Source organism: Massilia consociata, assembly GCF_042432755.1.
GTDB lineage: Bacteria > Pseudomonadota > Gammaproteobacteria > Burkholderiales > Burkholderiaceae_D > Telluria > Telluria consociata.
Genome location: NZ_JBHLWP010000003.1, coordinates 124,224 through 142,822, shown reverse-complemented (window position 1 = coordinate 142,822; position 18,599 = coordinate 124,224). Strand labels below are relative to the sequence as shown.

At 65.0% G+C, this 18,599-nt stretch carries 19 protein-coding genes and 1 pseudogene; 9 read left to right on the top strand and 11 right to left on the bottom strand.

Annotation, left to right across the window (positions count from 1 at the left end; genetic code table 11):
• Nucleotides 1–8 precede the first annotated feature (8 nt).
• From ACFFJK_RS02225 to ACFFJK_RS02210, 4 genes are all read right to left on the bottom strand, one after another.
• Nucleotides 9–881, bottom strand: coding sequence for a hypothetical protein (locus tag ACFFJK_RS02225; RefSeq protein WP_379677456.1), 873 nt, complete (start codon nt 879–881; stop codon nt 9–11).
• 17 nt (nt 882–898) lie between these two features.
• Complete coding sequence (locus tag ACFFJK_RS02220) at nt 899–1,693, bottom strand: hypothetical protein (protein ID WP_379677455.1); 795 nt, start codon at nt 1,691–1,693, stop codon at nt 899–901.
• A complete protein-coding gene (locus tag ACFFJK_RS02215; protein ID WP_379677453.1) occupies nt 1,690–2,202 on the bottom strand; it encodes a hypothetical protein in 513 nt (170 codons plus the stop codon). The genes ACFFJK_RS02220 and ACFFJK_RS02215 overlap by 4 nt, the downstream gene beginning before the upstream one ends.
• A 79-nt stretch (nt 2,203–2,281) precedes the next feature.
• Nucleotides 2,282–2,572, bottom strand: a complete 291-nt coding sequence (locus ACFFJK_RS02210) for a DnaJ domain-containing protein (protein ID WP_379677452.1) — start codon at nt 2,570–2,572, stop codon at nt 2,282–2,284.
• A gap of 322 nt (nt 2,573–2,894) precedes the next feature.
• Here ACFFJK_RS02210 and ACFFJK_RS02205 point away from each other — a divergent pair, with 322 nt between their 5' ends.
• The 3 genes from ACFFJK_RS02205 (at nt 2,895) to ACFFJK_RS02195 (ending at nt 7,937) form a co-directional block, all read left to right on the top strand.
• A complete protein-coding gene (locus tag ACFFJK_RS02205; protein ID WP_379677451.1) occupies nt 2,895–4,652 on the top strand; it encodes a glutamine--tRNA ligase/YqeY domain fusion protein in 1,758 nt (585 codons plus the stop codon).
• Nucleotides 4,653–4,932: 280 nt separating this feature from the next.
• On the top strand, nt 4,933–6,747 hold the full coding sequence (locus tag ACFFJK_RS02200; RefSeq protein ID WP_379677450.1) for a sensor histidine kinase: 1,815 nt from the start codon (nt 4,933–4,935) through the stop codon (nt 6,745–6,747).
• A gap of 257 nt (nt 6,748–7,004) precedes the next feature.
• Nucleotides 7,005–7,937 carry a glycine-rich domain-containing protein gene (locus ACFFJK_RS02195; RefSeq protein ID WP_379677449.1) on the top strand — a complete coding sequence of 311 codons (933 nt, stop codon included), beginning with the start codon at nt 7,005–7,007 and terminating at the stop codon, nt 7,935–7,937.
• A gap of 50 nt (nt 7,938–7,987) precedes the next feature.
• Here the strand turns inward: ACFFJK_RS02195 and ACFFJK_RS02190 are convergent, their stop codons facing one another.
• The 3 genes from ACFFJK_RS02190 to ACFFJK_RS02180 all read right to left on the bottom strand — a co-directional run bounded on the left by ACFFJK_RS02190 (nt 7,988) and on the right by ACFFJK_RS02180 (nt 9,699).
• Entirely contained in the window at nt 7,988–8,131 is a 144-nt protein-coding gene (locus ACFFJK_RS02190; protein ID WP_379677448.1) for a hypothetical protein, read from the bottom strand.
• A 438-nt stretch (nt 8,132–8,569) separates the two neighbouring features.
• Nucleotides 8,570–8,797: a hypothetical protein gene (locus ACFFJK_RS02185; protein WP_379677447.1), complete on the bottom strand. Its 228-nt coding sequence runs from the start codon at nt 8,795–8,797 to the stop codon at nt 8,570–8,572.
• The gene (locus ACFFJK_RS02180) at nt 8,794–9,699 is read right to left on the bottom strand and encodes an NAD(P)H-binding protein (RefSeq protein ID WP_379677446.1); all 906 of its coding nucleotides are present in this window, start codon (nt 9,697–9,699) and stop codon (nt 8,794–8,796) included. The genes ACFFJK_RS02185 and ACFFJK_RS02180 overlap by 4 nt, the downstream gene beginning before the upstream one ends.
• A 170-nt stretch (nt 9,700–9,869) precedes the next feature.
• On the opposite strand from ACFFJK_RS02180, the gene ACFFJK_RS02175 reads away from it, so the two are divergent.
• From ACFFJK_RS02175 to ACFFJK_RS02165, 3 genes and pseudogenes are all read left to right on the top strand, one after another.
• Entirely contained in the window at nt 9,870–10,898 is a 1,029-nt protein-coding gene (locus ACFFJK_RS02175) for a CDP-6-deoxy-delta-3,4-glucoseen reductase (protein ID WP_379677445.1), read from the top strand.
• Between the two features lie 44 nt (nt 10,899–10,942).
• A pseudogene (locus ACFFJK_RS02170) lies at nt 10,943–11,068 on the top strand (MFS transporter); the annotation flags it as partial.
• Between the two features lie 150 nt (nt 11,069–11,218).
• Complete coding sequence (locus ACFFJK_RS02165; protein ID WP_379677444.1) at nt 11,219–11,596, top strand: HPF/RaiA family ribosome-associated protein; 378 nt, start codon at nt 11,219–11,221, stop codon at nt 11,594–11,596.
• 54 nt (nt 11,597–11,650) lie between these two features.
• On the opposite strand, the gene ACFFJK_RS02160 is transcribed toward ACFFJK_RS02165, so the two are convergent.
• A complete protein-coding gene (locus ACFFJK_RS02160) occupies nt 11,651–12,490 on the bottom strand; it encodes a helical backbone metal receptor (RefSeq protein WP_379677443.1) in 840 nt (279 codons plus the stop codon).
• 104 nt (nt 12,491–12,594) lie between these two features.
• Here ACFFJK_RS02160 and ACFFJK_RS02155 point away from each other — a divergent pair, with 104 nt between their 5' ends.
• Together ACFFJK_RS02155 and sbcB are read left to right on the top strand one after the other, a co-directional pair.
• A complete protein-coding gene (locus tag ACFFJK_RS02155) occupies nt 12,595–13,569 on the top strand; it encodes a GGDEF domain-containing protein (RefSeq protein WP_379677442.1) in 975 nt (324 codons plus the stop codon).
• 90 nt (nt 13,570–13,659) lie between these two features.
• Nucleotides 13,660–15,117: an exodeoxyribonuclease I gene (sbcB, locus tag ACFFJK_RS02150; RefSeq protein ID WP_379677441.1), complete on the top strand. Its 1,458-nt coding sequence runs from the start codon at nt 13,660–13,662 to the stop codon at nt 15,115–15,117.
• Between the two features lie 60 nt (nt 15,118–15,177).
• Here the strand turns inward: sbcB and ACFFJK_RS02145 are convergent, their stop codons facing one another.
• The 3 genes from ACFFJK_RS02145 to pyrF all read right to left on the bottom strand — a co-directional run bounded on the left by ACFFJK_RS02145 (nt 15,178) and on the right by pyrF (nt 17,838).
• A complete protein-coding gene (locus tag ACFFJK_RS02145; protein ID WP_379677440.1) occupies nt 15,178–16,470 on the bottom strand; it encodes a PQQ-dependent sugar dehydrogenase in 1,293 nt (430 codons plus the stop codon).
• The gene (locus tag ACFFJK_RS02140) at nt 16,467–16,898 is read right to left on the bottom strand and encodes a DUF2231 domain-containing protein (protein ID WP_379677439.1); all 432 of its coding nucleotides are present in this window, start codon (nt 16,896–16,898) and stop codon (nt 16,467–16,469) included. The genes ACFFJK_RS02145 and ACFFJK_RS02140 overlap by 4 nt, the downstream gene beginning before the upstream one ends.
• Nucleotides 16,899–17,016: 118 nt before the next feature.
• Entirely contained in the window at nt 17,017–17,838 is an 822-nt protein-coding gene (gene pyrF, locus ACFFJK_RS02135; RefSeq protein WP_379677438.1) for an orotidine-5'-phosphate decarboxylase, read from the bottom strand.
• Between the two features lie 148 nt (nt 17,839–17,986).
• On the opposite strand from pyrF, the gene ACFFJK_RS02130 reads away from it, so the two are divergent.
• Nucleotides 17,987–18,598: a LemA family protein gene (locus ACFFJK_RS02130; protein ID WP_379677437.1), complete on the top strand. Its 612-nt coding sequence runs from the start codon at nt 17,987–17,989 to the stop codon at nt 18,596–18,598.
• Nucleotide 18,599 lies beyond the last annotated feature (1 nt).

Genomic DNA, 18,599 nt, shown 5'->3' with positions numbered 1-18,599 from the left:
TCGACGTACTACGGCAGGTCCGCGTCGAGCTCGGAACCGGCGTAGTTCTCCAGCTCGGTGAAGAGCTGCTTCATGGTCGCCTTGGTCTTGATGTGCTGCAGCACGGTGCAGTGCTCGCGGTAGGTATTGATGCGCTCGGCGATGATGGGCTGGTGCGCCGCCGGGATGCGCGCCATCAGCTCGGCCCAGCCGGCTTCGAAGTCGGGATCGTTCTTGCGCACCGATTTCACGAAGCGCTCGAACTCCTTCTGGCCGGTGCGCGCCGTGATGCGTGCACCCCCTTCCACGGCGAAGATGACCGCCAGCGCGATCACGCCTTCGGCGTTCAGGTCGGGATCGTTGATCGGGCCTTCGTAGTGGTGGCGGCGCAGCCACTGGGCCGCGCGCACGATCGCCTGCACGTCCTGGCGCTGCTTGAGCTGGCCGAGATAGCGCTCGTAGCCGGACCAGGTCTCGCCCGGGTCGGCCGTGCACAGGTCGACGAACAGTTCCTTCAGGCGGCGCTGCGCGTACACCGGATCAAGGTCGTATTCGCCCACCAGGCTGTCCTCGGGCAGCGCCGCCAGTTCCTTTACGAGTCTGAAGCCCTGCTGGAATACCAGCTCGGCGCCCTCCTCGATCAGGATGTCGAGCGCGTCGAGGTCGTCCTCGGTGTCGAGCAGGTGCTCGAGGCCGAGCGACACCCCGCCCACGGTCAGCAGCAGCGCGCGCTGGATGCCCTCGGCGGTGCGGTCGTTGGTGAATTTCTCGGCGACCATGGCGGTGATGCCGGACAGTTCGTCCGCCAGCACCACGGCTTCGTCGGGCGTTGCCTCGGTCGGCAACAGCTTGATGGCGCGCACCAGGCGCGGCAGCTTCTCGATGACGATTGCAGGCAGCATTGTTCCTGGCGCCCCGCTCACGAGAAGATGTCCGTGCCCATGCTGCGGCGGGTACCACGGCGCGGCATGCTGCGCACCGACGGCACCTGCTTGCGCAGGCGGTACAGCAGTTCGCGCGTCGAACGCTGCATGAATTCCGATTCCTCGTCCGGGTCTTCCGGCAGCTCGACGTCGGCCATCTCCGCACTATGGCGGAAGTCAGGGAACAGCTCGAGCAGCGAACGCTCCCAGCCGTCCTCGCTGGCCCTGGCCAGGTCGATCGCCAGCGGCACGATGTCGCTGTCGGCGCTGGTCTGGCCGGTGACGTAGCGGCCCTTGGAGAGGATTTCGCCGGCCACTTCGAGGATTTCGCGCGGCGCCAGCGACCACAGGATGGCGAACACGGTCGCGCCGTGGTCGGTGCTTGACGCCTCCTGCAGCAGCTCGTGGCGGCGGTCTTCGTCGTCGTTGGCGTAGACGATGCCGTGCACATGGTTGAACAGGTTCTCGGCGATACGCTCGGGATCGTCCTCGATCATGTTGTCCGGCCAGGTGGCGGCGATGTAGGCCAGGCTGTCGGCCCAGGCCTTCGGCGGCACCAGCAGGGTCGCGACCGAGGCCTTGGCGCCGTCGAAGCCGGCCAGGTGCAGCGCCGTCACCTGCGGCGGCAGGGTCGACAGCACTTCGGCGACGGCGTAGTCGCCGTGCGCGTCGGCGGCTTGCGAGAACGCTTCCTCGGCGTGCTCGAGCGAGCCGGCCAGCACCAGTTCGCTGACCTGCCTGGTCAGCGCCGGCAGGTTGGCGCCCTTGTTTTCGTTGGCTTCGTCGCTCATTCGCGCTCTCCTCCTTCAGGATCGAACAGCTGGGTGAAGTCGTCGCTCGCGGCGGTGCCGTCCATGTCGTCGTCGTCGCCTTCGTCGCCCTCGCCCAGGCGGTCGAGCGAGCGGTCCTCGTCTTCCCAGCGTCCCTGGTTCTTGTACAGGAAGGCGGTGATGATGGCCTGGCGCGCCAGTTCCGGATAGTTGGCCGTCATCGCCTCGTACATGGCGCGGCCTTCCTCGCTGGTGCACTCGGCCATGGCGAACACGCGCGCCGGATCGGTGCCTTCGTAGTCGGCGGCCTCGCGCATCAGGCCCTTCGGGTCCTTGAACTTGATGCAATCAACGAGCGCAAAGGCCATCAGGTTGACGTCGTCCAGGCCCGAGCCGCCGGCATATTCCGAGACGAGCGCGCCGACCATCATGTCGTAGTTCTTCTTGTTGGGCGGGTCGCCCAGCGTGCCCTCGATCTGCCCTTCCAGTTCGCGCGACTGGAACGAGAATTCGGGATGTACGTTTTTCATTGTGTGTCCTGTTGATTCGTGGTTGGGCCGGGAGGCAGCCGGATGCACCGGCCAGCCGGTCCGGCATCGCGCCTGCAGCTCAGTGTTGCAGGTTCACGCCGTTGAGCGCGAACAGCGAGCGCCACAGTTCGAAAGCCTCGGCCTCGGCATCGAGCACGATGCGGTGGTTGACGCTCTGGTTGTACTCGGCCCGCTTGACCGGGTCCGACAGGACCTCGTAGGCCTTGGTGACGGCCTTGAAGCGCGCCTCGGCGCCCGGCGCCTGGTTGCGGTCCGGGTGGTAGCGCATCGCGAGCGAGCGGTAGACCTTCTTGATCTCGTCGTCGCTGGCATTCGGGGCGACGCCGAGGATCGCATATAAATTTTCCAAAACATCTCTCCCGGCAAGGGCCGCAAATCGGCAAAGAACGAGATTATCCTATAGAAAACGATCGGCTGGCGAGGGCCTGGGAACTATCGCCCACAAGCCGGGCAGGCGGCAGCGGCATGCCGGCCAGGACCGGCGGCCAGGCGCGGACCGGCTCCGGATGGGTGGCGAAGGTTTTCATGCTTGAGCCTTGCAGAATGACCGGGTTGCCCCAAGTATGTATTCTTCCCATGCGCCACACCGTGCGCTCCACCACATAGGCGGCCGGCAGGGCCCTGCCTTACGGTAAAATGTGCGCAACTTACCTTTCCCAAACTCTTCTTTCATGAGCAACGAAAAGAATACCCCGGCTGCGGCGGGCAATCCTCCGTCGTCCAATTTCCTGCGCGCCATTATCGAAAACGACTTGGCGGCAGGCACCCACGTGCGCGAAGGCATGCCGCCCGTGATCACCCGTTTCCCGCCGGAGCCGAACGGCTACCTGCACGTGGGCCATGCCAAGTCGATCTGCCTGAACTTCGGCCTGGCGCGCGACTACGCCGGCCGCTGCCACCTGCGCTTCGACGATACCAACCCGGAAAAAGAAGACCAGGAATACGTCGACACCATCATGGATTCCGTGAAATGGCTCGGCTTCTCCTGGGAGCAAGGCGGCCAGGAATACCTGCACTACGCCAGCGACTACTTCGACAAGCTGTACGAGATGGCCGAGTACCTGATCCGCGAAGGCAAGGCCTACGTGGACAGCCAGACTCCTGAAGAAATGGCGAAAAACCGCGGCAACTTCAGCACCCCGGGCACCAACTCGCCGTTCCGCAACCGTCCGGTGGAAGAATCGCTGCAGATTTTCCGCGACATGAAGGCCGGCAAGTACAAGGACGGCGAGTACGTGCTGCGCGCGAAAATGTCGGAAGACGCGATGTCCTCGCCGAACATGACCAACCGCGACCCGGCCCTGTACCGCATCCGCCATGCGCACCACCATCGCACCGGCGACAAGTGGTGCATCTACCCGATGTACGACTACACGCACCCGATCTCGGACGCGCTGGAGTCGATCACCCATTCGATCTGCACCCTGGAATTCCAGGACCACCGCCCGATGTACGACTGGCTGGTGGATACCCTGGCCGACGGCGGCTTCTTCCCGCGCCCGGTGCCGCGCCAGTACGAAATGGCGCGCCTGAACCTGACCTACGTCGTGACGTCGAAGCGCAAATTGCGCGAGCTGGTGGATACGGGTGTGGTGACGGGCTGGGACGATCCGCGCATGCCGACCATCGTCGGCCTGCGCCGCCGCGGCTATACGCCGGAGTCGATCCAGCTGTTCTGCGAGCGCATCGGCGTGTCCAAGGCCGACGGCTGGATCGACATGAGCACGCTGGAAGGCGCGTTGCGCGACGACCTCGACCCGAAGGCGCCGCGCGCGATCGCCGTGCTGCGTCCGCTCAAGCTCATCGTCGACAACTTCCCGGAAGGCGAGTCGGTCGAGTGCACCTCGCCGGTCCACCCGCACCATCCGGAATGGGGCGTGCGCACCTTCCCGTTCACCCGCGAGCTGTGGATCGAGCAGGAAGACTTCTTGGAAACCCCGACCAAGGGCTACCACCGCTTCACCCCGCCCGTGGGCGACCAGCCGGGCGCGCGCGTGCGCCTGAAGTACGGCTTCGTGGTCGAGTGCACCGGCTTCGACAAGGACGAGAACGGCAAGGTCACGGCCGTGCACGTGAAGTACTTCGAGGATTCGAAGTCGGGCACGCCGGGCGCGGACAACTACAAGGTCAAGGGCAACATCACCTGGGTCAGCGCCGCCACCGCCCTGGAGGCCGAGGTGCGCCTGTACGACCGCCTGTTTACGGAGCCGCAGCCGGACGCCGGCGGCAAGGATTTCAAGGCCGCGCTCAACCCGAACGCCCTCGAAACCGTGACCGCCTACCTGGAGCCGGGCTTGAAGGATGCGATGCTCGAGCAGCGCTTCCAGTTCGAGCGCCACGGCTACTTCGTGGCCGACCGCGTGGACTCGAAGCCGGGCAAGCCGGTGTTCAACCGCGTGACCACGCTGAAGGACAGCTGGGGTAAATAAACGGAAACAAGGGACAAGTAAACTTTCCCTGAACCATCAGCTCTTTCCTACAGAAGAGCTGATGGTTTCTTCCAGCAACAAATTCAACCGGCAGGAAGGTTTCCACCTCACAAGTCCCGTTGGTTTTCTGGTAAACCTATCCAATCTGATAGGTACTTCGTGGTCTGAAGACGCTTAGCGTATGAATGTGTGTCGCATTATCGCGACGCGTACCCTTTCGCAAGCGAGACTTTGGACCATGTCTTCACGCCGCCCCCCTTCCAGACTGGCTGCGCTGCCGATGACCCTCCTGACTGGCGCGCTGCTGTCGGTAACAGTCGGCACCGCCTTGTACCTGGTCACCGCCGAGGCCATCGAGAGCGATGCCCAGGAGCGTTTCCGCGGCATGGCACGCGCCGCGCAGTACGCGATCGACGCCCGCATCAAGAGTTATACCAACGTGTTGCGCGGCACGGCCGGGCTGTTTCACGCGAATCCGGAAGCCAGCGCCGACGATTTCCGCCACTACGTCGAGCAGCTCGACACGCCCCGCAACTTCCCAGGCATCGAGGCCATGAATTATGCGCGCACCGTCGGCCCGGCCGAACTGTCGGCGGTGGAAGCCGACGTGCGCCGCCGCCTGCGTCAATATGGCATGCCCGAGCCAACCAGGGAGCTGCGTCCCGTACCAGGCCGCGACAGCTACACGATCATCGTCTACATGGAACCGGCCATCCCGGAATCGCTCGACAAGCTCGGCCTGGATCTGGAAGCGCGCAGCTACGCCCGACGCACGGCGGCAGAGGCGCGCGACAACAATACCATTGCCGCCTCGGGCATTCGCGTCAACATACCCTCTGGTCCGAAGCAGAACATCCTCGCAATGCGCTTGCCGGTGTACCGCAGCAATATGCCGCTCGGCACCGTCGCCCAGCGCCGCGCCGCCTACATCGGCTCCGTCGGTATCGGTTTCGGTGTCAACAAAATGGTCAACGGCATACTCGAGGGATTCCTGGTCAAGGGCGCGCGCCTGGTCCTCACCGACCTCAGCGATGTGCCGCCGGAGCCGGGCGAACACCGGCCCAGCGCGGTCCTCTACGACAGCCATGCAGCGGCGAAAGTCCGACCATCAATGCGCGACGACGCCGGCATGCTGAGGGCCAGCCTGCCGATCGAATTCAACCAGCGCCAGTGGCGCGCCGATTTCAGCATCGCCAAGTCGGCACTGTACACCCGCTTCGACCTCTTCTATCCCTGGCTGGCCGCGCTTGCCGGCACGCTCAGCACCGCCCTGCTCTACGCGCTGTTCCAGACCATGGCCACTTCGCGCCGTTCGGCCCTGCGCATGGCCGAGGACATGACGCGCGAGCTGCGCGCCAGCCAGGCCAAGCTGCAGGCCACCAACGAAAAGCTGCGCCTGCTGGCTGCGCATGCGGAACAGATCAAGGAAGGGGAGCGCAAGCGCATTGCGCGCGAGATCCACGACGAGCTCGCGCAGAACCTGCTGGCGCTGAAGATCGAGGCGGAGTTCCTCGCCAACCGTACGCGCGAGCGCCATGGCCACCTGCACGAGCGCGCCAGCGCGACGGTACGCCAGATCAATGTGACGATCCGCAGCGTGCGCCAGATCATCAATGACTTGCGCCCTAACGTGCTCGACCTCGGGCTGAACGCGGCGGTGGACTGGCAGGTGACCGACTTCGCGCGCCGCACCGGCATCGAATGCGAGCTGGTCGAGGACGAAGCCGAACACTACCTCGACGACCACTGCGCCACCGCCCTGTTCCGCATCCTGCAGGAATCGCTCAACAACGTGGCCCGGCACGCGCGCGCAAGCAAGGTACGGATCGACCTGCACCAGCATGCCGACATGCTGACGATGACGATCCGCGACAACGGCGTCGGCATGCAGCCGGGCAGCCGCAACCGAAACGGTTCCTTTGGCCTGGTGGGCATCGAGGAGCGCGTCAACATCCTCGGCGGCAGCTTCTCGATCAGCAGCGGCCCCGATACCGGCACCACGATCGTCGTCACGATTCCGGTAGGCGAAGGCGGGACAGGACCACGTCCCCTGCCCGCCCAGGACAACGATTTCACGCTGTCCGCGCTGGCTTGACGCACGCGCGAACCGTCAACGATTCGTATCAATTGTTGTAGCGTTTCCGCACAGCAGTTCCTTACTTGACAGAGCTCAACATTAACACTGACCTCGCGCAGGACAATTGTTATCACTGCCACCGGTCAAGACGCTCTTCTTGGCTTCCGATTAACGCGAACCACATACTCAGGAGGAAGTTTCTGGAGTACCGCAGCACCAAAAACTAGGGAATAAGAAATGCCTACATAAATCGTCCAAAACAAAAGGTGATCATCATGTCGACCAATGAATTCGCAGCGTTCCAAGCACTTGACCTTGCCCCGATTAAAATGAAACTGATGCATGTGGAATCCGGCGAAGGCTGGTCCGCATTGCGCGCAGACGCAGTGGAAACCGAATACCGCCGTTTCCTGTTCCTGATGAAGAAATACCCCAACGCAGAGGCTTCGCCGACTGTCGACGTGGACACCTTCTGGCATTACCACATCCTCGACACGATGAAGTACGCACGCGACTGCGCCGCCGTATTCGGCTACTTCCTGCACCACTATCCTTACGTCGGCATCGGCGCCAGTGCGAACGACAGCGATCACGTCGCCGCCGGCGAACGCATGCGCGAAATCTATGAAGCGGAATTCGGCGCCGCAGCTGTCCCCTACGCCGCCTGGAACACGTCTGACAGCAAGCGCCTCGACATCAGCGCATGGTACAAACTGCCTGGAGAGCGACGCGAAGCCGCCAACACAGCATACGCGTACTGCACCGCACCGGGAACGCCACGCCAGGCCAGTAACGCCGCATATGCCTACTGCACTGCCCCGGGAACGCCACGCCAGGCTGCCAACGCTGCCGCGTACGCCTACTGCACCGCGCCGGGAATGCCACGCGAAGCTGCCAATGCCGCATACGCCTACTGCACCTCGCCGGGAGTGCCGCGCCAAGCTGTCAACTCCGCGTATGCTTACTGCACCTCGCCGGGAATGCCACGCGAAGCTGCCAACGCCGCCGCGTATGCATATTGCACGTCGCCGGGTGTACCCGCCCAGGCCGCCGACGCCGCGTATGCTTACTGTACCGCGCCGGGAGCGCCGCATGACGCCGCCAACGCCGCAGCGTACGCATTCTGCTCCTCGCCGGGAAAGCAGCCGCAGTCCGATGCCGCGGAACCTTGCGCCGCACCGGGCAAGGAACTGGCGCACGCAGCCTGACTCCCCCGTCGAAGGCCGGTATGGCGACAGGCCGTACCGGCCTTTTTCATTCACGCCGCGAGCGGCTCCACCACCTCGTCCGGCCTGACCATCAGTTCGCGCAGTTCGCGAATGCTGAATTCGCTCACCTCATGCATGCGCAACAAGAGCGTTGCTCCGATCGGCAGCGTGTTATGGCGGATCTTGCTGATCACGGACGGCGCCACTTCGAGCACGCGCGAGAGCGCGGCATCGTTCTTCAGGCGCAGCCTGGCGATCAGGGCGTCAAGGACGCGGTTGGGGTCGTACTCCGCTCCCGGCGGCAGTCATCTGATGGGCATCTTGGCTTCTTTCAGGAATATTAATTATTTGTCACTTTTCGTGATCTATCGTGGAAAATTTGCACACGCTGCCGAAACGGCATCGTTTATGTGGCTTTTTTCGCCAGGGGCGAAATGATACACAGTGCGCTTGCTTGTTGCGCAAGACGGGGACGTTTTTGAAGAGCCGAGGGTGCGGCGATGTGCATCCTTCCGGTGGAGCCGGGACACGGACGCATGGGGGGAAGCCACCCGGCGGCGCGGGTGGCCGATGTGAAGTCGATCGACTCGTCGGGCTAAATTTTCTGGCTGAATCGTGCCGGATTCGCAGCCTTATTTCTTCTTGCCTGCCCCGGCCTTGGCCAGGCCGCTGGCCTGGTACAGGGTGCGGGCATCGGCATGCGCGCGCTCCAGGGTGCGCATGCCGGGCTTGTCGTCGTGCGGCACGAAGTATTCCTTGTCCTGCGCATCGACGACGATCTTGATCGCGGCGGCATCCGGGACGCCGTATTTTTCGACGATCAGCGTGGTGACTTCGTCGAGGTATTCTTCATAGGTCATGCTGGCTTCTCCTCCTGGGGCCGTGATTGTACGCCGGCCAGCGCCGTCGCGACATCGGGAAAGCGCAGCCGCGCCCGCAATTCGCGCTTCAGGCGGGTGTTGTCCAGGCGGCGCGACTCCGACATGAAGGACAGCAGCGTCGGCGTGACCACCGCTTCCAGCTCGGTGCGCGGCAGGCGCGGCGGGCGGGCCAGCGCGAAGGCGTCGGCCACGGCATCGAAATAGTCGCCCATCTTCATGCGCGTGTCGTCCACCGCGTGGACCACGCGTCCCGGCAGTCCGCGCAGCAGCGACAGCAACACGATGCGCGCCAGGTCGTCGGCGTGGATGTGGTTGGTGTACACGTCATCCTCCGGCCGCAACGCCGGCGTGCCCTGCTCCAGCCGCTTGAGCGGCAGGCGGTCGCCGGCATAGATGCCGGGCACGCGCAGGATCGACAGCCGGGTGCCGTTGGCCAGCGCCCACGCGCGCAGCACGCGCTCGGCATCGACACGTCGCCGCGCACGCGCATTGCGCGGCGCGACCGGCCGCGATTCACGCACCAGCGCGCCGCCGCAGTCGCCGTACACGCCGCTCGTGCTCACGTAGGCGAGCCGCGCCACCCTGCCGAGGGCGGCCACGAGGTGACGCGTACGGCGGTCCAGGACGCCCTCGGGCTGCGGCGGGGCCAGGTGCAGCACCCAGTCGGCCAGTCCGTGCAGGCGGCGCAGGCTGGCGGGATCGTCGAGGTCCGCCACCACCGGCACGGCGCCGGCCGCGCGCAGCGCGCGGCAGCGCTCGCGCTGGCTGGTGAGCGCAAAGACGCGGAAACGCGCGGCGACCAGCGGCAGCAGGCGCATGCCGACGTCGCCGCAGCCGACGATGAGCAGGCGCGGTCGGTGGAAGGCGGCAGGCTGGATCATGGGTGCAAAAGAATAACGGGAGCGATGGGAGCGCGCTACTCTAGCACAGCGCCGGCCTGGCCCAGCCGGCCGGCGTTTCACGGCCGGGAGGCCGGCGGTGTAGAATACGCCCGAAAAACATTTGCCGATTCAACGGTTTGCCGCGCGCAGGCCCCAATCCAACATACCGCATGAGCTTCCAGATCACCGTCCAGCCAAGCGGCCACCAGTTTACCTGCGAGGCCGATGAAACCGTCCTTTCCGCCGCCATCCGTGCCGGCATCGGCCTGCCCTACGGCTGCAAGAACGGCGCCTGCGGCTCGTGCAAGGGCAAGGTCCTGGACGGCGAGCTGACCCACAAGCCGCACCAGCAGCGCGCCCTGACCGACATCGAGAAGACCCAGGGCATGTCGCTGTTCTGCTGCGCGGTGCCGCAACAGGATCTCGTGATCGAGGCGCGCGAGGTGGGCGGCAGTTCGGAATACCCGGTGCGCAAGATGCCGACCCGGATCGCGGGCATCCGCAAGGCCGCGCCGGACGTCGCCATCGTCACGCTGCAGCTGCCCGCCAACGAGGCGCTGGCCTACCGCGCCGGCCAGTACATCGAATTCCTGCTCAAGGACGGCAAGCGCCGCGCCTACAGCATCGCCTGCGCGCCCTCCTTCAATGGCCCGCTCGAGCTGCACATCCGCCACTTGCCGGGCGGCCTGTTCACCGACCACGTGTTCGGCGCCATGAAGGAACGCGACATCCTGCGCTTCGAAGGCCCGCTCGGCACCTTCTTCCTGCGCGAGGAGTCCGACAAGCCGATCGTGCTGCTGGCCTCCGGCACCGGCTTCGCGCCGGTGAAGGCGCTGGTCGAGCACCTGATGCACCTGAAATCCACGCGTCCGGTCCGCCTGTACTGGGGCGGACGCCGCCCGCAGGACCTGTACATGGACGAGCTGTGCCGCGCATGGGAAACCACGCTGCCGGACTTCCGCTACGTGCCGGTGGTGTCGGACGCGCTGCCGGAAGACGCCTGGCAGGGCCGCACCGGCTACGTGCACGCGGCCGTCATGCAGGACATCCCCGACCTGTCCGGCTACCAGGTGTACGCCTGCGGCGCGCCGGTAATGGTGGATTGCGCGCGGCGCGAGTACGTGGCGCAGTGCGGACTGCCGGAGGACGAGTTCTTTGCGGATGCGTTCACCACGGAAGCCGATCTGGCACAGCCGTGATCTGCCGGCGTTCGGCCGGTTACAGAAAACCGCCGAAAGCCTGCATGTTTCCGCTGTCGCCTCCCGGCCGCCTGGCCGTCCTGCGCAACCGTAACCTCTCCTTCTACCTCTCCGCCCGCTTCCTCGGCACGCTCGCCGTGCAGATGCAAAGCGTCGCCATCGGCTGGCAAAGAGCGCAACGAGGCCGCAACAAAGACGGGATGAATGCCTACATGTGGTCGGGCTTGCAACTGACGGGACAAGCCCCACCTGTCATACAGGCGCGGCCAAAATATAGCCGCAGGTAACATACAGCCGACCATGACAACAGGAGCCATCATATGCAAATCAACGTCAATACCAACAGCAGCATCTCGGGCAGCCAGGGGCTGGAGGAACACGTGGAGACCGTGCTCCGCAGTTCGATCGAACGTTTCGAAGAACATATCACGCGCGTCGAAGTGCACCTGAGCAATGAGAACAAGGAAAAGCACGCTGACGGCGGCAATTCCTGCACGATCGAAGTCCGCGTGCGGGGTCATCAGCCGATCGTGGTGCACGAACACTCCGACGACCTGCGCCAGTCGATCAAGAATGCCGGCAGCAAGATGGCGCGTGCGCTCGACAGCATGTTCGGCCGCCTCCAGGACAAAGGCAGGCACGGCATTGCCGCACCAGCCGTCGATGCATTGGCGGACAAGCACCTGACCGATTCCTGATCGGCGCTTCCTTGCCGGAAAGTGGCGCGCCCGGCTCCTGGGCGCGCCACCCGGTCAGGTCCTGCCTCCCTCCACCATCGCCCTCACCTCGCGCAGGTAGCGCAGGCCCGCCAGCGCGCGGCTGCCGTACCACGACATCATCTCGCCATCGACCAGGAACACCGGGATGCCCAACTGCTTCTCGAGCGCATCGGCATGCGCTTCGGTGAAGCGATACGGCTCGGTCGACAGCAGCACGGCATCGAGCTGGCCGACCAGTTCCTGCGACCAGCCAAAGCTGGGATAGCGTTTCGCCTCTCCTTCGCCGAACACCGGCATGCGCCAGCCGAGTTCGCGCAGCATGGCGGCAATATACGTGTCGTCCGACACGCTCATCCACGGATCCTGCCAGATGCAGTACAGCACGGTGCGCGGCGGCGTGGCCGGCAAGGCGCGCAGGGCCGCGTATTCGGCTTCGAAGGCCGCGCACCAGGCCGCGGCCGCCTCCTGCGCACCGAAGATGCCGCCCATCAGCCGCGCCAGCGCCAGGTTGTCGCGCGGGCCCAGGGGATGCGTGACCACGATGTTCGGCACGAATTCCGCAAGCGCCTCCACCGTCGGCTTCTCGTTCTCGTCGATGTTCACCACCAGGTGGGTCGGCGCCAGCTTGCGGATCTTCCCGATGTTCACGTCCTTGGTGCCGCCAATCTTCGGGATCGCTTCGACCAGCGCGCGCGGGTGGATGCAGAAGCCGGTGCGGCCGACCAGCTGGCTCGCCAGGCCGAGGTCGCACAGCAGTTCGGTGATCGAGGGGACCAGCGACACGATGCGCGCCCCGGGGGCCGGCAGGTGCTGCCGGCCGAGCGCGTCGATCAGATGATCCGGATGGGGCGATGGGAAGTCGATAGTCGTCATGGCCGCTATTGGACCACTGTTGTTTCTGGAACGCCAGCCCGCGCGAGAGAGTTGCAATGGGTTATCATGCCGGAACGTAATGACGCTTTCCGCAAGAGACTTCCTTGGACCAGACCAGCACTTTCGGTGCATCGCGCTATACCCTGCGCGACCTGCAGCTATTCAGCGGCGCCGACGACCCGGCCGTCGCGGCGGCGCTCGCCCCGTGCGCAGTGATGCGGGTTGCCGGAGGGCGGCGGGTCGAGGACGGCTTGCGGGCACGGCTCTACATCGTCCTGTCCGGCACGCTGGAAGTGGCGCCGGACGCCCACAGCGACGGTGACGGCGGCACGGAGACCGGAACGACGCGCGTGCTGCCCGGCGAAAGCGTGGGCGAGCAGGCGGTCCTGGATGACGCCGTCAACCTGGCCGGCATGACCGCGCTTGAGGACTGCGAACTGCTGGTGATCGAGCCTGAGCTGGTATGGCAGTTGATCGACCGCTCGAATGTGCTCGCGCGCAACCTGCTGCGCCTGCTGTCCTTCCGCGTGCGCGCCGCCAAGGTCCAGCTGCGCCAGCGCCAGAAGCTGGGCGAGTTCTACCGCCAGCTCTCGCTCAACGACGCACTGACGGGCCTGTACAACCGCGCCTGGCTCAACGAGATGCTGCCCAAGCTCGCGACCCGTGCGCGCCAGGACGGCAGTCCGCTGTCGGTCGTCATGATCGACCTCGACCACTTCAAGCGTTTCAACGATACCCACGGCCACATTGCCGGCGACGCGGCCCTGTCAAGCGCGGCAAGCGTGATCCGCGACTCGCTGCGCCCGTCCGATTTTGCAGTGCGCTATGGCGGAGAGGAATTGATGGCCGTGCTGCCGGACACCCACACCCGGCTGGCCGAAATGGTGGCGCAGCGCCTGGCCGAACGGCTGCGCACGGCACCGGTCTTCCCCGACATGCGCCTGCCGCTGCCGCACATCACGGGTTCCTTCGGCGTGGCCAGCCTCGGGCCGGGCGGCGACGAGCACACCCTGCTGGCCGCGGCCGACGCCGCGCTGTACCGCGCCAAACAGGCGGGACGCGACCGCGTCTGCATCTGATCCAGCTCTGCCCCGCGAAGCTGACGCGGGGCGCATTCTGTGCCACCATGGCGCCTGCCCGCCTCTATCCTGGCGACATCACAAGAATACATGAGCACGCATACCTTCCTCTGGCACGACTATGAAACCTTCGGCGCGACCCCGCGCCGCGACCGCCCGGCCCAGTTCGCGGCCATCCGCACCGACGCCGACCTGAACGAGATCGGCGAACCGATCATGCTGTACTGCCAGCCGGCGCCGGACTTCCTGCCCGACCCGCAGTCCTGCCTGATCACCGGCATCACCCCGCAGCACTGCCTGCAGCACGGCGTGCCCGAGCACGAATTCGCGAAACGGATCGAAGCCGCCTTCAGCGAGCCCGGCACCATCGGGGTCGGCTACAACACCATCCGCTTCGACGACGAGGTGACGCGCCACCTGTTCTGGCGCAACCTGATCGACCCCTACGCGCGCGAGTGGCAAAACAATTGCGGCCGCTGGGACCTGCTGGACGTGGTGCGCATGACCTACGCGCTGCGCCCGGACGGCATCGAGTGGCCTTGCAAGGAAGACGGCAAGCCGAGCTTCCGGCTGGAACACCTGACCGCCGCCAACGGGCTCGTGCACGATGCCGCCCACGACGCGCTGTCCGACGTGCGCGCCACGATCGCGCTGGCACGCCTCATCCGGCAGAAGCAGCCCAGGCTGTTCGACTTCTGCCTGGAGCTGCGCCGCAAGGACCGCGTCGCCGCCGAGATGGGCCTGCACCTGGACCCGGGCCAGCGCCAGCCCTTCCTGCACGTGTCCGGCATGTTCCCGGTCGAGAACGGTTGCCTGGGCCTGGTGTGGCCGCTGGCCCAGCACCCGACCAACAAGAACGAAGTCCTGGTGTGGGACTGCCGCCACGATCCGTCGGAACTGTTCACACTCGACGTCGAAACCATCCGCATGCGCATGTTCACGAGGAGCAGCGAGCTGCCGGAAGGCGTGACGCGCCTGCCGATCAAGAGCGTGCACCTGAACAAGTCGCCGATGCTGGTCGGGAACCTGAAAACCCTGCACCCGAGCATGGCGACGCGCTGGGAGATCGACGTCGAACGCAGCCGGGCCCATGCGGCGCTGGCGGTGCAGGCGGCGGCGGGCCGCAACATGAGCGCGATCTGGGCCGAGGTGTTCAAGAAGCCGGCCCCGGCGGTGGCGGTGGATGTGGACGAGGACCTGTACGGCGGTTTCATCGGTAACGGCGACCGGCGCAAGCTGGAATCGCTGCGCCACGAGTCGGCCGACGCCCTGGCCGGCATGCGACCGTCCTTCGAGGACGAGCGCCTGGGCGAGCTGTTCTTCCGCTACCGCGCGCGCAACTTCCCGCAGACCCTGTCGCCCGATGAAGCGGAGCTGTGGGAAGCACACCGCGCCGCCCGCCTGTTCGAGGGCATGGCCGGCGCGCGCACGGTCGACCAGCTGTTCATGGAGATCGATGCGCTGTCCGAGAATGCGGACGAGCGGACGGAGGAGATCCTGGGGGCCTTGTATGACTACGCGGAGACGATTGCGCCGAGCCGGTATTGAGTGCTGCCGGCACCCGGGAGTCCCGCCGGCGGCCTGGCTCCCGAATCCCGTCAGGCTGGCTCAACGGGCCGGCGCCACCCGCCACACGATGTTTGCCAGGTCGTCCGCCACGATCAAGGCCCCGCGCGGATCGACGGTGACGCCCACCGGACGCCCGCGGGTCTTCCCGTTGGCGTCCCGGAAGCCGGTCACGAAGTCGATGGGTTCCCCGGCAGGACGTCCATTGTTGAATGGTACGAAGATCACTTTATAGCCGACGGGATTGGCGCGGTTCCAACTACCGTGCTCGCCGACGAAGGCGCCCCCGGCAAACGCTGCGCCCATCGCGGGCACGGAAAAGTCCAGGCCCAGTGCCGCGACGTGCGATCCCAGGCTGTAATCCGGCTTGACGGCGGCGGCCACCTTTTTCGGGTCCTGCGGCTTGACACGGGTATCGACGTTGTTGCCCCAATAGCTGTACGGCCAGCCGTAGAACGCGCCTTCGCGCACCGAGGTCAGGTAATCCGGCACCAGGTCCGGTCCCAGTTCGTCACGTTCGTTGACCACTGCCCACAACTGTCCGGTGTCCGGATGAATCGCCAGCGCCGTCGGGTTGCGCAGGCCGGTCGCATAAGGCTTGTGCGCCCCTGTCGCAGCGTCGATCTGCCACACCAGGGCCCGGTCGAGTTCCACCTCCATGCCGCGTTCCCCGATATTGCTGTTCGAGCCGATGCCGACATAGAGATAGCGCCCGTCGGGGCTGACGGTGAGCGCCTTCGTCCAGTGGTGATTGATTTCCGCAGGCAGCTTGGCGATCGAGGTCGGCGGGCCGCTGGCCTTGGTCTGGTTTTCCTGGTAATCGAAGCTGACCAGTTCATCCTGGTTCGCCACATACAGTTTGTTATTGGCGAACGCTAATCCGTACGGGGCATTCAGGTTTTCGGCGAAAACGGTCCTCGTCTCATACTGCCCGTCGCCGTCTGTATCCCGCAGCAAGGTCAGGCGGTCGCCCCCTTCGACTTTGGTGTTTCCCTTTGCCTTGATGTAGCCGGCAATCACGTCCTTGGGTTTCAGCTTCGGCGCATTGCCTCCACGGCCTTCCGCCACGAGGATATCGCCATTCGGAAGCACCAGGCTTTGTCGCGGGATTTTCAGGTCGGTCGCGATCGCGGTAATGGTGTACCCCTTGGGCACGGTCGGTTTTTCGTTGCCCCAGGCGACTGGCTCGGCAATCTTCATGTCGGGCAGCAAACCGCGTTTCGGTTCCGGCAATGTAGGGTCTGCCCCGCGTGACAGTGTGCTTTCTCCCTTGTCGGCGCATGCGGTCAAGAGCAGCGTCAATCCCAGCAAGCCCAGGATGTTTGGTCGCTTCATGCCGGTCCTCCCGAGCGCAGGTTGAGTCCCATCCAGGCCGTGACACAGGCCAGCAGCGTGACCACGACCGACAAGACCAAACCGGCTGGCATTACCGCCCAGCCATCCTTCGCGTGTTCGAAGGCATTGACCAGCCCTAGCACGAACATCACCAGCAGCAACAGGAAGTAGACCAGAGGACGTCCCGCTTTCTTCGGTGCCCGGACCAGATTCACGAGCGCGAACACGAGAGCGAGGCCGCAGAACAGCAAGCCTCCGGCAATGAGCCACGATGCGAAGTTACTCCATTGAATCTGGTAGGAGTTGTAGTAGGCAATATCACTCAGCAGTGCACCGAGAAACAGGGGGACTGTCCCGGCAAGCAGGGTCGCATGAAGCGGCCCCGGCGGGCTTCGATAGGTCAGCGAGGGCGTAACAGGAGAAGACATCGCATGTCCTTGGTCGTGATTTGGCTGGCCAAATCATATCGACTATGCAAGTAGCCTGTCGCATTGTTGGCTTGCAGATGGTCCGGACCGTATCCATTCGACGCATCACCAGGCCGGCTTACCCCCGCGCCGCATTGATCGCATCGCGCGTCTCTTGCGCCACCCGGCGCGCCGCCGCCGCGAAATCTTCCCCTGCCGCCGGCTTGGCATACAGGATCGCGCGCGAGGAATTGATCATCATCCCGGTCCCGCCCGCCGTACGGCCGGCTTTCACGGTCGCCTCCACATCGCCGCCCTGCGCGCCCACGCCCGGAATGAGCAGCGGCATGTCGCCCACCAGCTTGCGCACCTGCGCGATCTCGTCCGGGAAGGTTGCGCCGACCACCAGCGCCAGCTGGCCATTGCGGTTCCATTTCTCGGCCACGAGCTGGGCCACGTGCTGGTACAGCGGGCGGCCGCCCACGTCGAGGAACTGCAGGTCCGAGCCCCCGGCGTTCGAGGTGCGGCACAGTACGATCACGCCGCGGTCGGCCCATTCCAGGTAAGGCTCGACCGAATCGAAGCCCATGTAGGGGCTCACCGTCACCGCATCGGCGCCGTAGCGCTCGAAGGCTTCGCGCGCGTACTGGTGGGCGGTGGCGCCGATGTCGCCGCGCTTGGCGTCGAGCACCAGCGGGATGTGCGGGTAGTTCGACCGCAGGTAGGCGCAGATCTCTTCGAGCTGCGTTTCGGCGCCCAGCGCGGCGAAGTAGGCGATCTGCGGCTTGAAGGCGCATGCCAGGTCGGCGGTGGCGTCGATGATCGCCTTGCAGAACTGGACGATGGCGTCCGGCTGGCCTTGCAGGTGGGCGGGGAAACGCGCCAGGTCCGGGTCGAGCCCGACGCACAGGAGCGAGTCGTTGCGGGTCCAGGCTGCGGAAAGCTTGTCGATGAAAGTCACGTGGTGCCCCTTGTCGGTCGGTTAATGCAAACCCAATATTGTACCTGCCGGGCATCCATGCCGGCTTGTGCACCGCGACGATGCGCCGGAATATCTTTACATCATGTATATTTTGACCATTCAACAACTTGCTACTGACTGAACGATCATGACATCCACCCTCTTCTCCCGTTGGACCCGTACCCTGGCTACCGCCCTGCTTGCCGGTTCCCTGCTGTCCGGCTGCGGCTACAACGAGTTCCAGACCAAGGACGAGGCAACCAAGGCCGCCTGGGGCGAAGTGGTGAACCAGTACCAGCGCCGCGCCGACCTGATCCCCAACCTGGTGAACACCGTCAAGGGTTACGCTTCGCACGAACGCGAGACGCTCGAGGCCGTTACCCGCGCGCGCGCCGCGGCGACCAGCTTCCAGATCACGCCGGAGGTGCTGAACGATCCAGCCGCATTCAACAAATTCCAGCAGGTGCAGGGCGAACTGTCCGGCGCGCTGTCGCGCCTCATGATGGTATCCGAGAAATATCCCGACCTGAAGGCCGACACCAGCTTCCGCGACCTGCAATCGCAGCTGGAGGGCACGGAAAACCGCATCACGGTGGCGCGCCAGCGCTATATCGCCTCGGTGCAGGACTATAACGTCACCGTGCGCAAGTTCCCGACCAACCTGACGGCGATGGTGTTCGGATACGAGACCAAGCCTTCGTTCACGGTCGAGAACGAAAAGGCGATCTCGACCGCTCCAACGGTCGACTTCGGCAAATAAG

What these genes read in the sequence shown, in the direction of transcription:
- sbcB (WP_379677441.1), top strand. Translation starts at nt 13,660, where the DNA reads ATGAGCACGCATACCTTCCTCTGGCACGACTATGAAACCTTCGGCGCG.
- ACFFJK_RS02225 (WP_379677456.1), bottom strand. Translation starts at nt 881, where the DNA reads ATGCTGCCTGCAATCGTCATCGAGAAGCTGCCGCGCCTGGTGCGCGCC.
- ACFFJK_RS02185 (WP_379677447.1), bottom strand. Translation starts at nt 8,797, where the DNA reads ATGACCTATGAAGAATACCTCGACGAAGTCACCACGCTGATCGTCGAA.
- ACFFJK_RS02145 (WP_379677440.1), bottom strand. Translation starts at nt 16,470, where the DNA reads ATGAAGCGACCAAACATCCTGGGCTTGCTGGGATTGACGCTGCTCTTG.
- ACFFJK_RS02220 (WP_379677455.1), bottom strand. Translation starts at nt 1,693, where the DNA reads ATGAGCGACGAAGCCAACGAAAACAAGGGCGCCAACCTGCCGGCGCTG.
- ACFFJK_RS02130 (WP_379677437.1), top strand. Translation starts at nt 17,987, where the DNA reads ATGACATCCACCCTCTTCTCCCGTTGGACCCGTACCCTGGCTACCGCC.
- ACFFJK_RS02205 (WP_379677451.1), top strand. Translation starts at nt 2,895, where the DNA reads ATGAGCAACGAAAAGAATACCCCGGCTGCGGCGGGCAATCCTCCGTCG.
- ACFFJK_RS02140 (WP_379677439.1), bottom strand. Translation starts at nt 16,898, where the DNA reads ATGTCTTCTCCTGTTACGCCCTCGCTGACCTATCGAAGCCCGCCGGGG.
- ACFFJK_RS02200 (WP_379677450.1), top strand. Translation starts at nt 4,933, where the DNA reads ATGACCCTCCTGACTGGCGCGCTGCTGTCGGTAACAGTCGGCACCGCC.
- ACFFJK_RS02195 (WP_379677449.1), top strand. Translation starts at nt 7,005, where the DNA reads ATGTCGACCAATGAATTCGCAGCGTTCCAAGCACTTGACCTTGCCCCG.
- ACFFJK_RS02180 (WP_379677446.1), bottom strand. Translation starts at nt 9,699, where the DNA reads ATGATCCAGCCTGCCGCCTTCCACCGACCGCGCCTGCTCATCGTCGGC.
- ACFFJK_RS02165 (WP_379677444.1), top strand. Translation starts at nt 11,219, where the DNA reads ATGCAAATCAACGTCAATACCAACAGCAGCATCTCGGGCAGCCAGGGG.
- ACFFJK_RS02175 (WP_379677445.1), top strand. Translation starts at nt 9,870, where the DNA reads ATGAGCTTCCAGATCACCGTCCAGCCAAGCGGCCACCAGTTTACCTGC.
- ACFFJK_RS02160 (WP_379677443.1), bottom strand. Translation starts at nt 12,490, where the DNA reads ATGACGACTATCGACTTCCCATCGCCCCATCCGGATCATCTGATCGAC.
- ACFFJK_RS02215 (WP_379677453.1), bottom strand. Translation starts at nt 2,202, where the DNA reads ATGAAAAACGTACATCCCGAATTCTCGTTCCAGTCGCGCGAACTGGAA.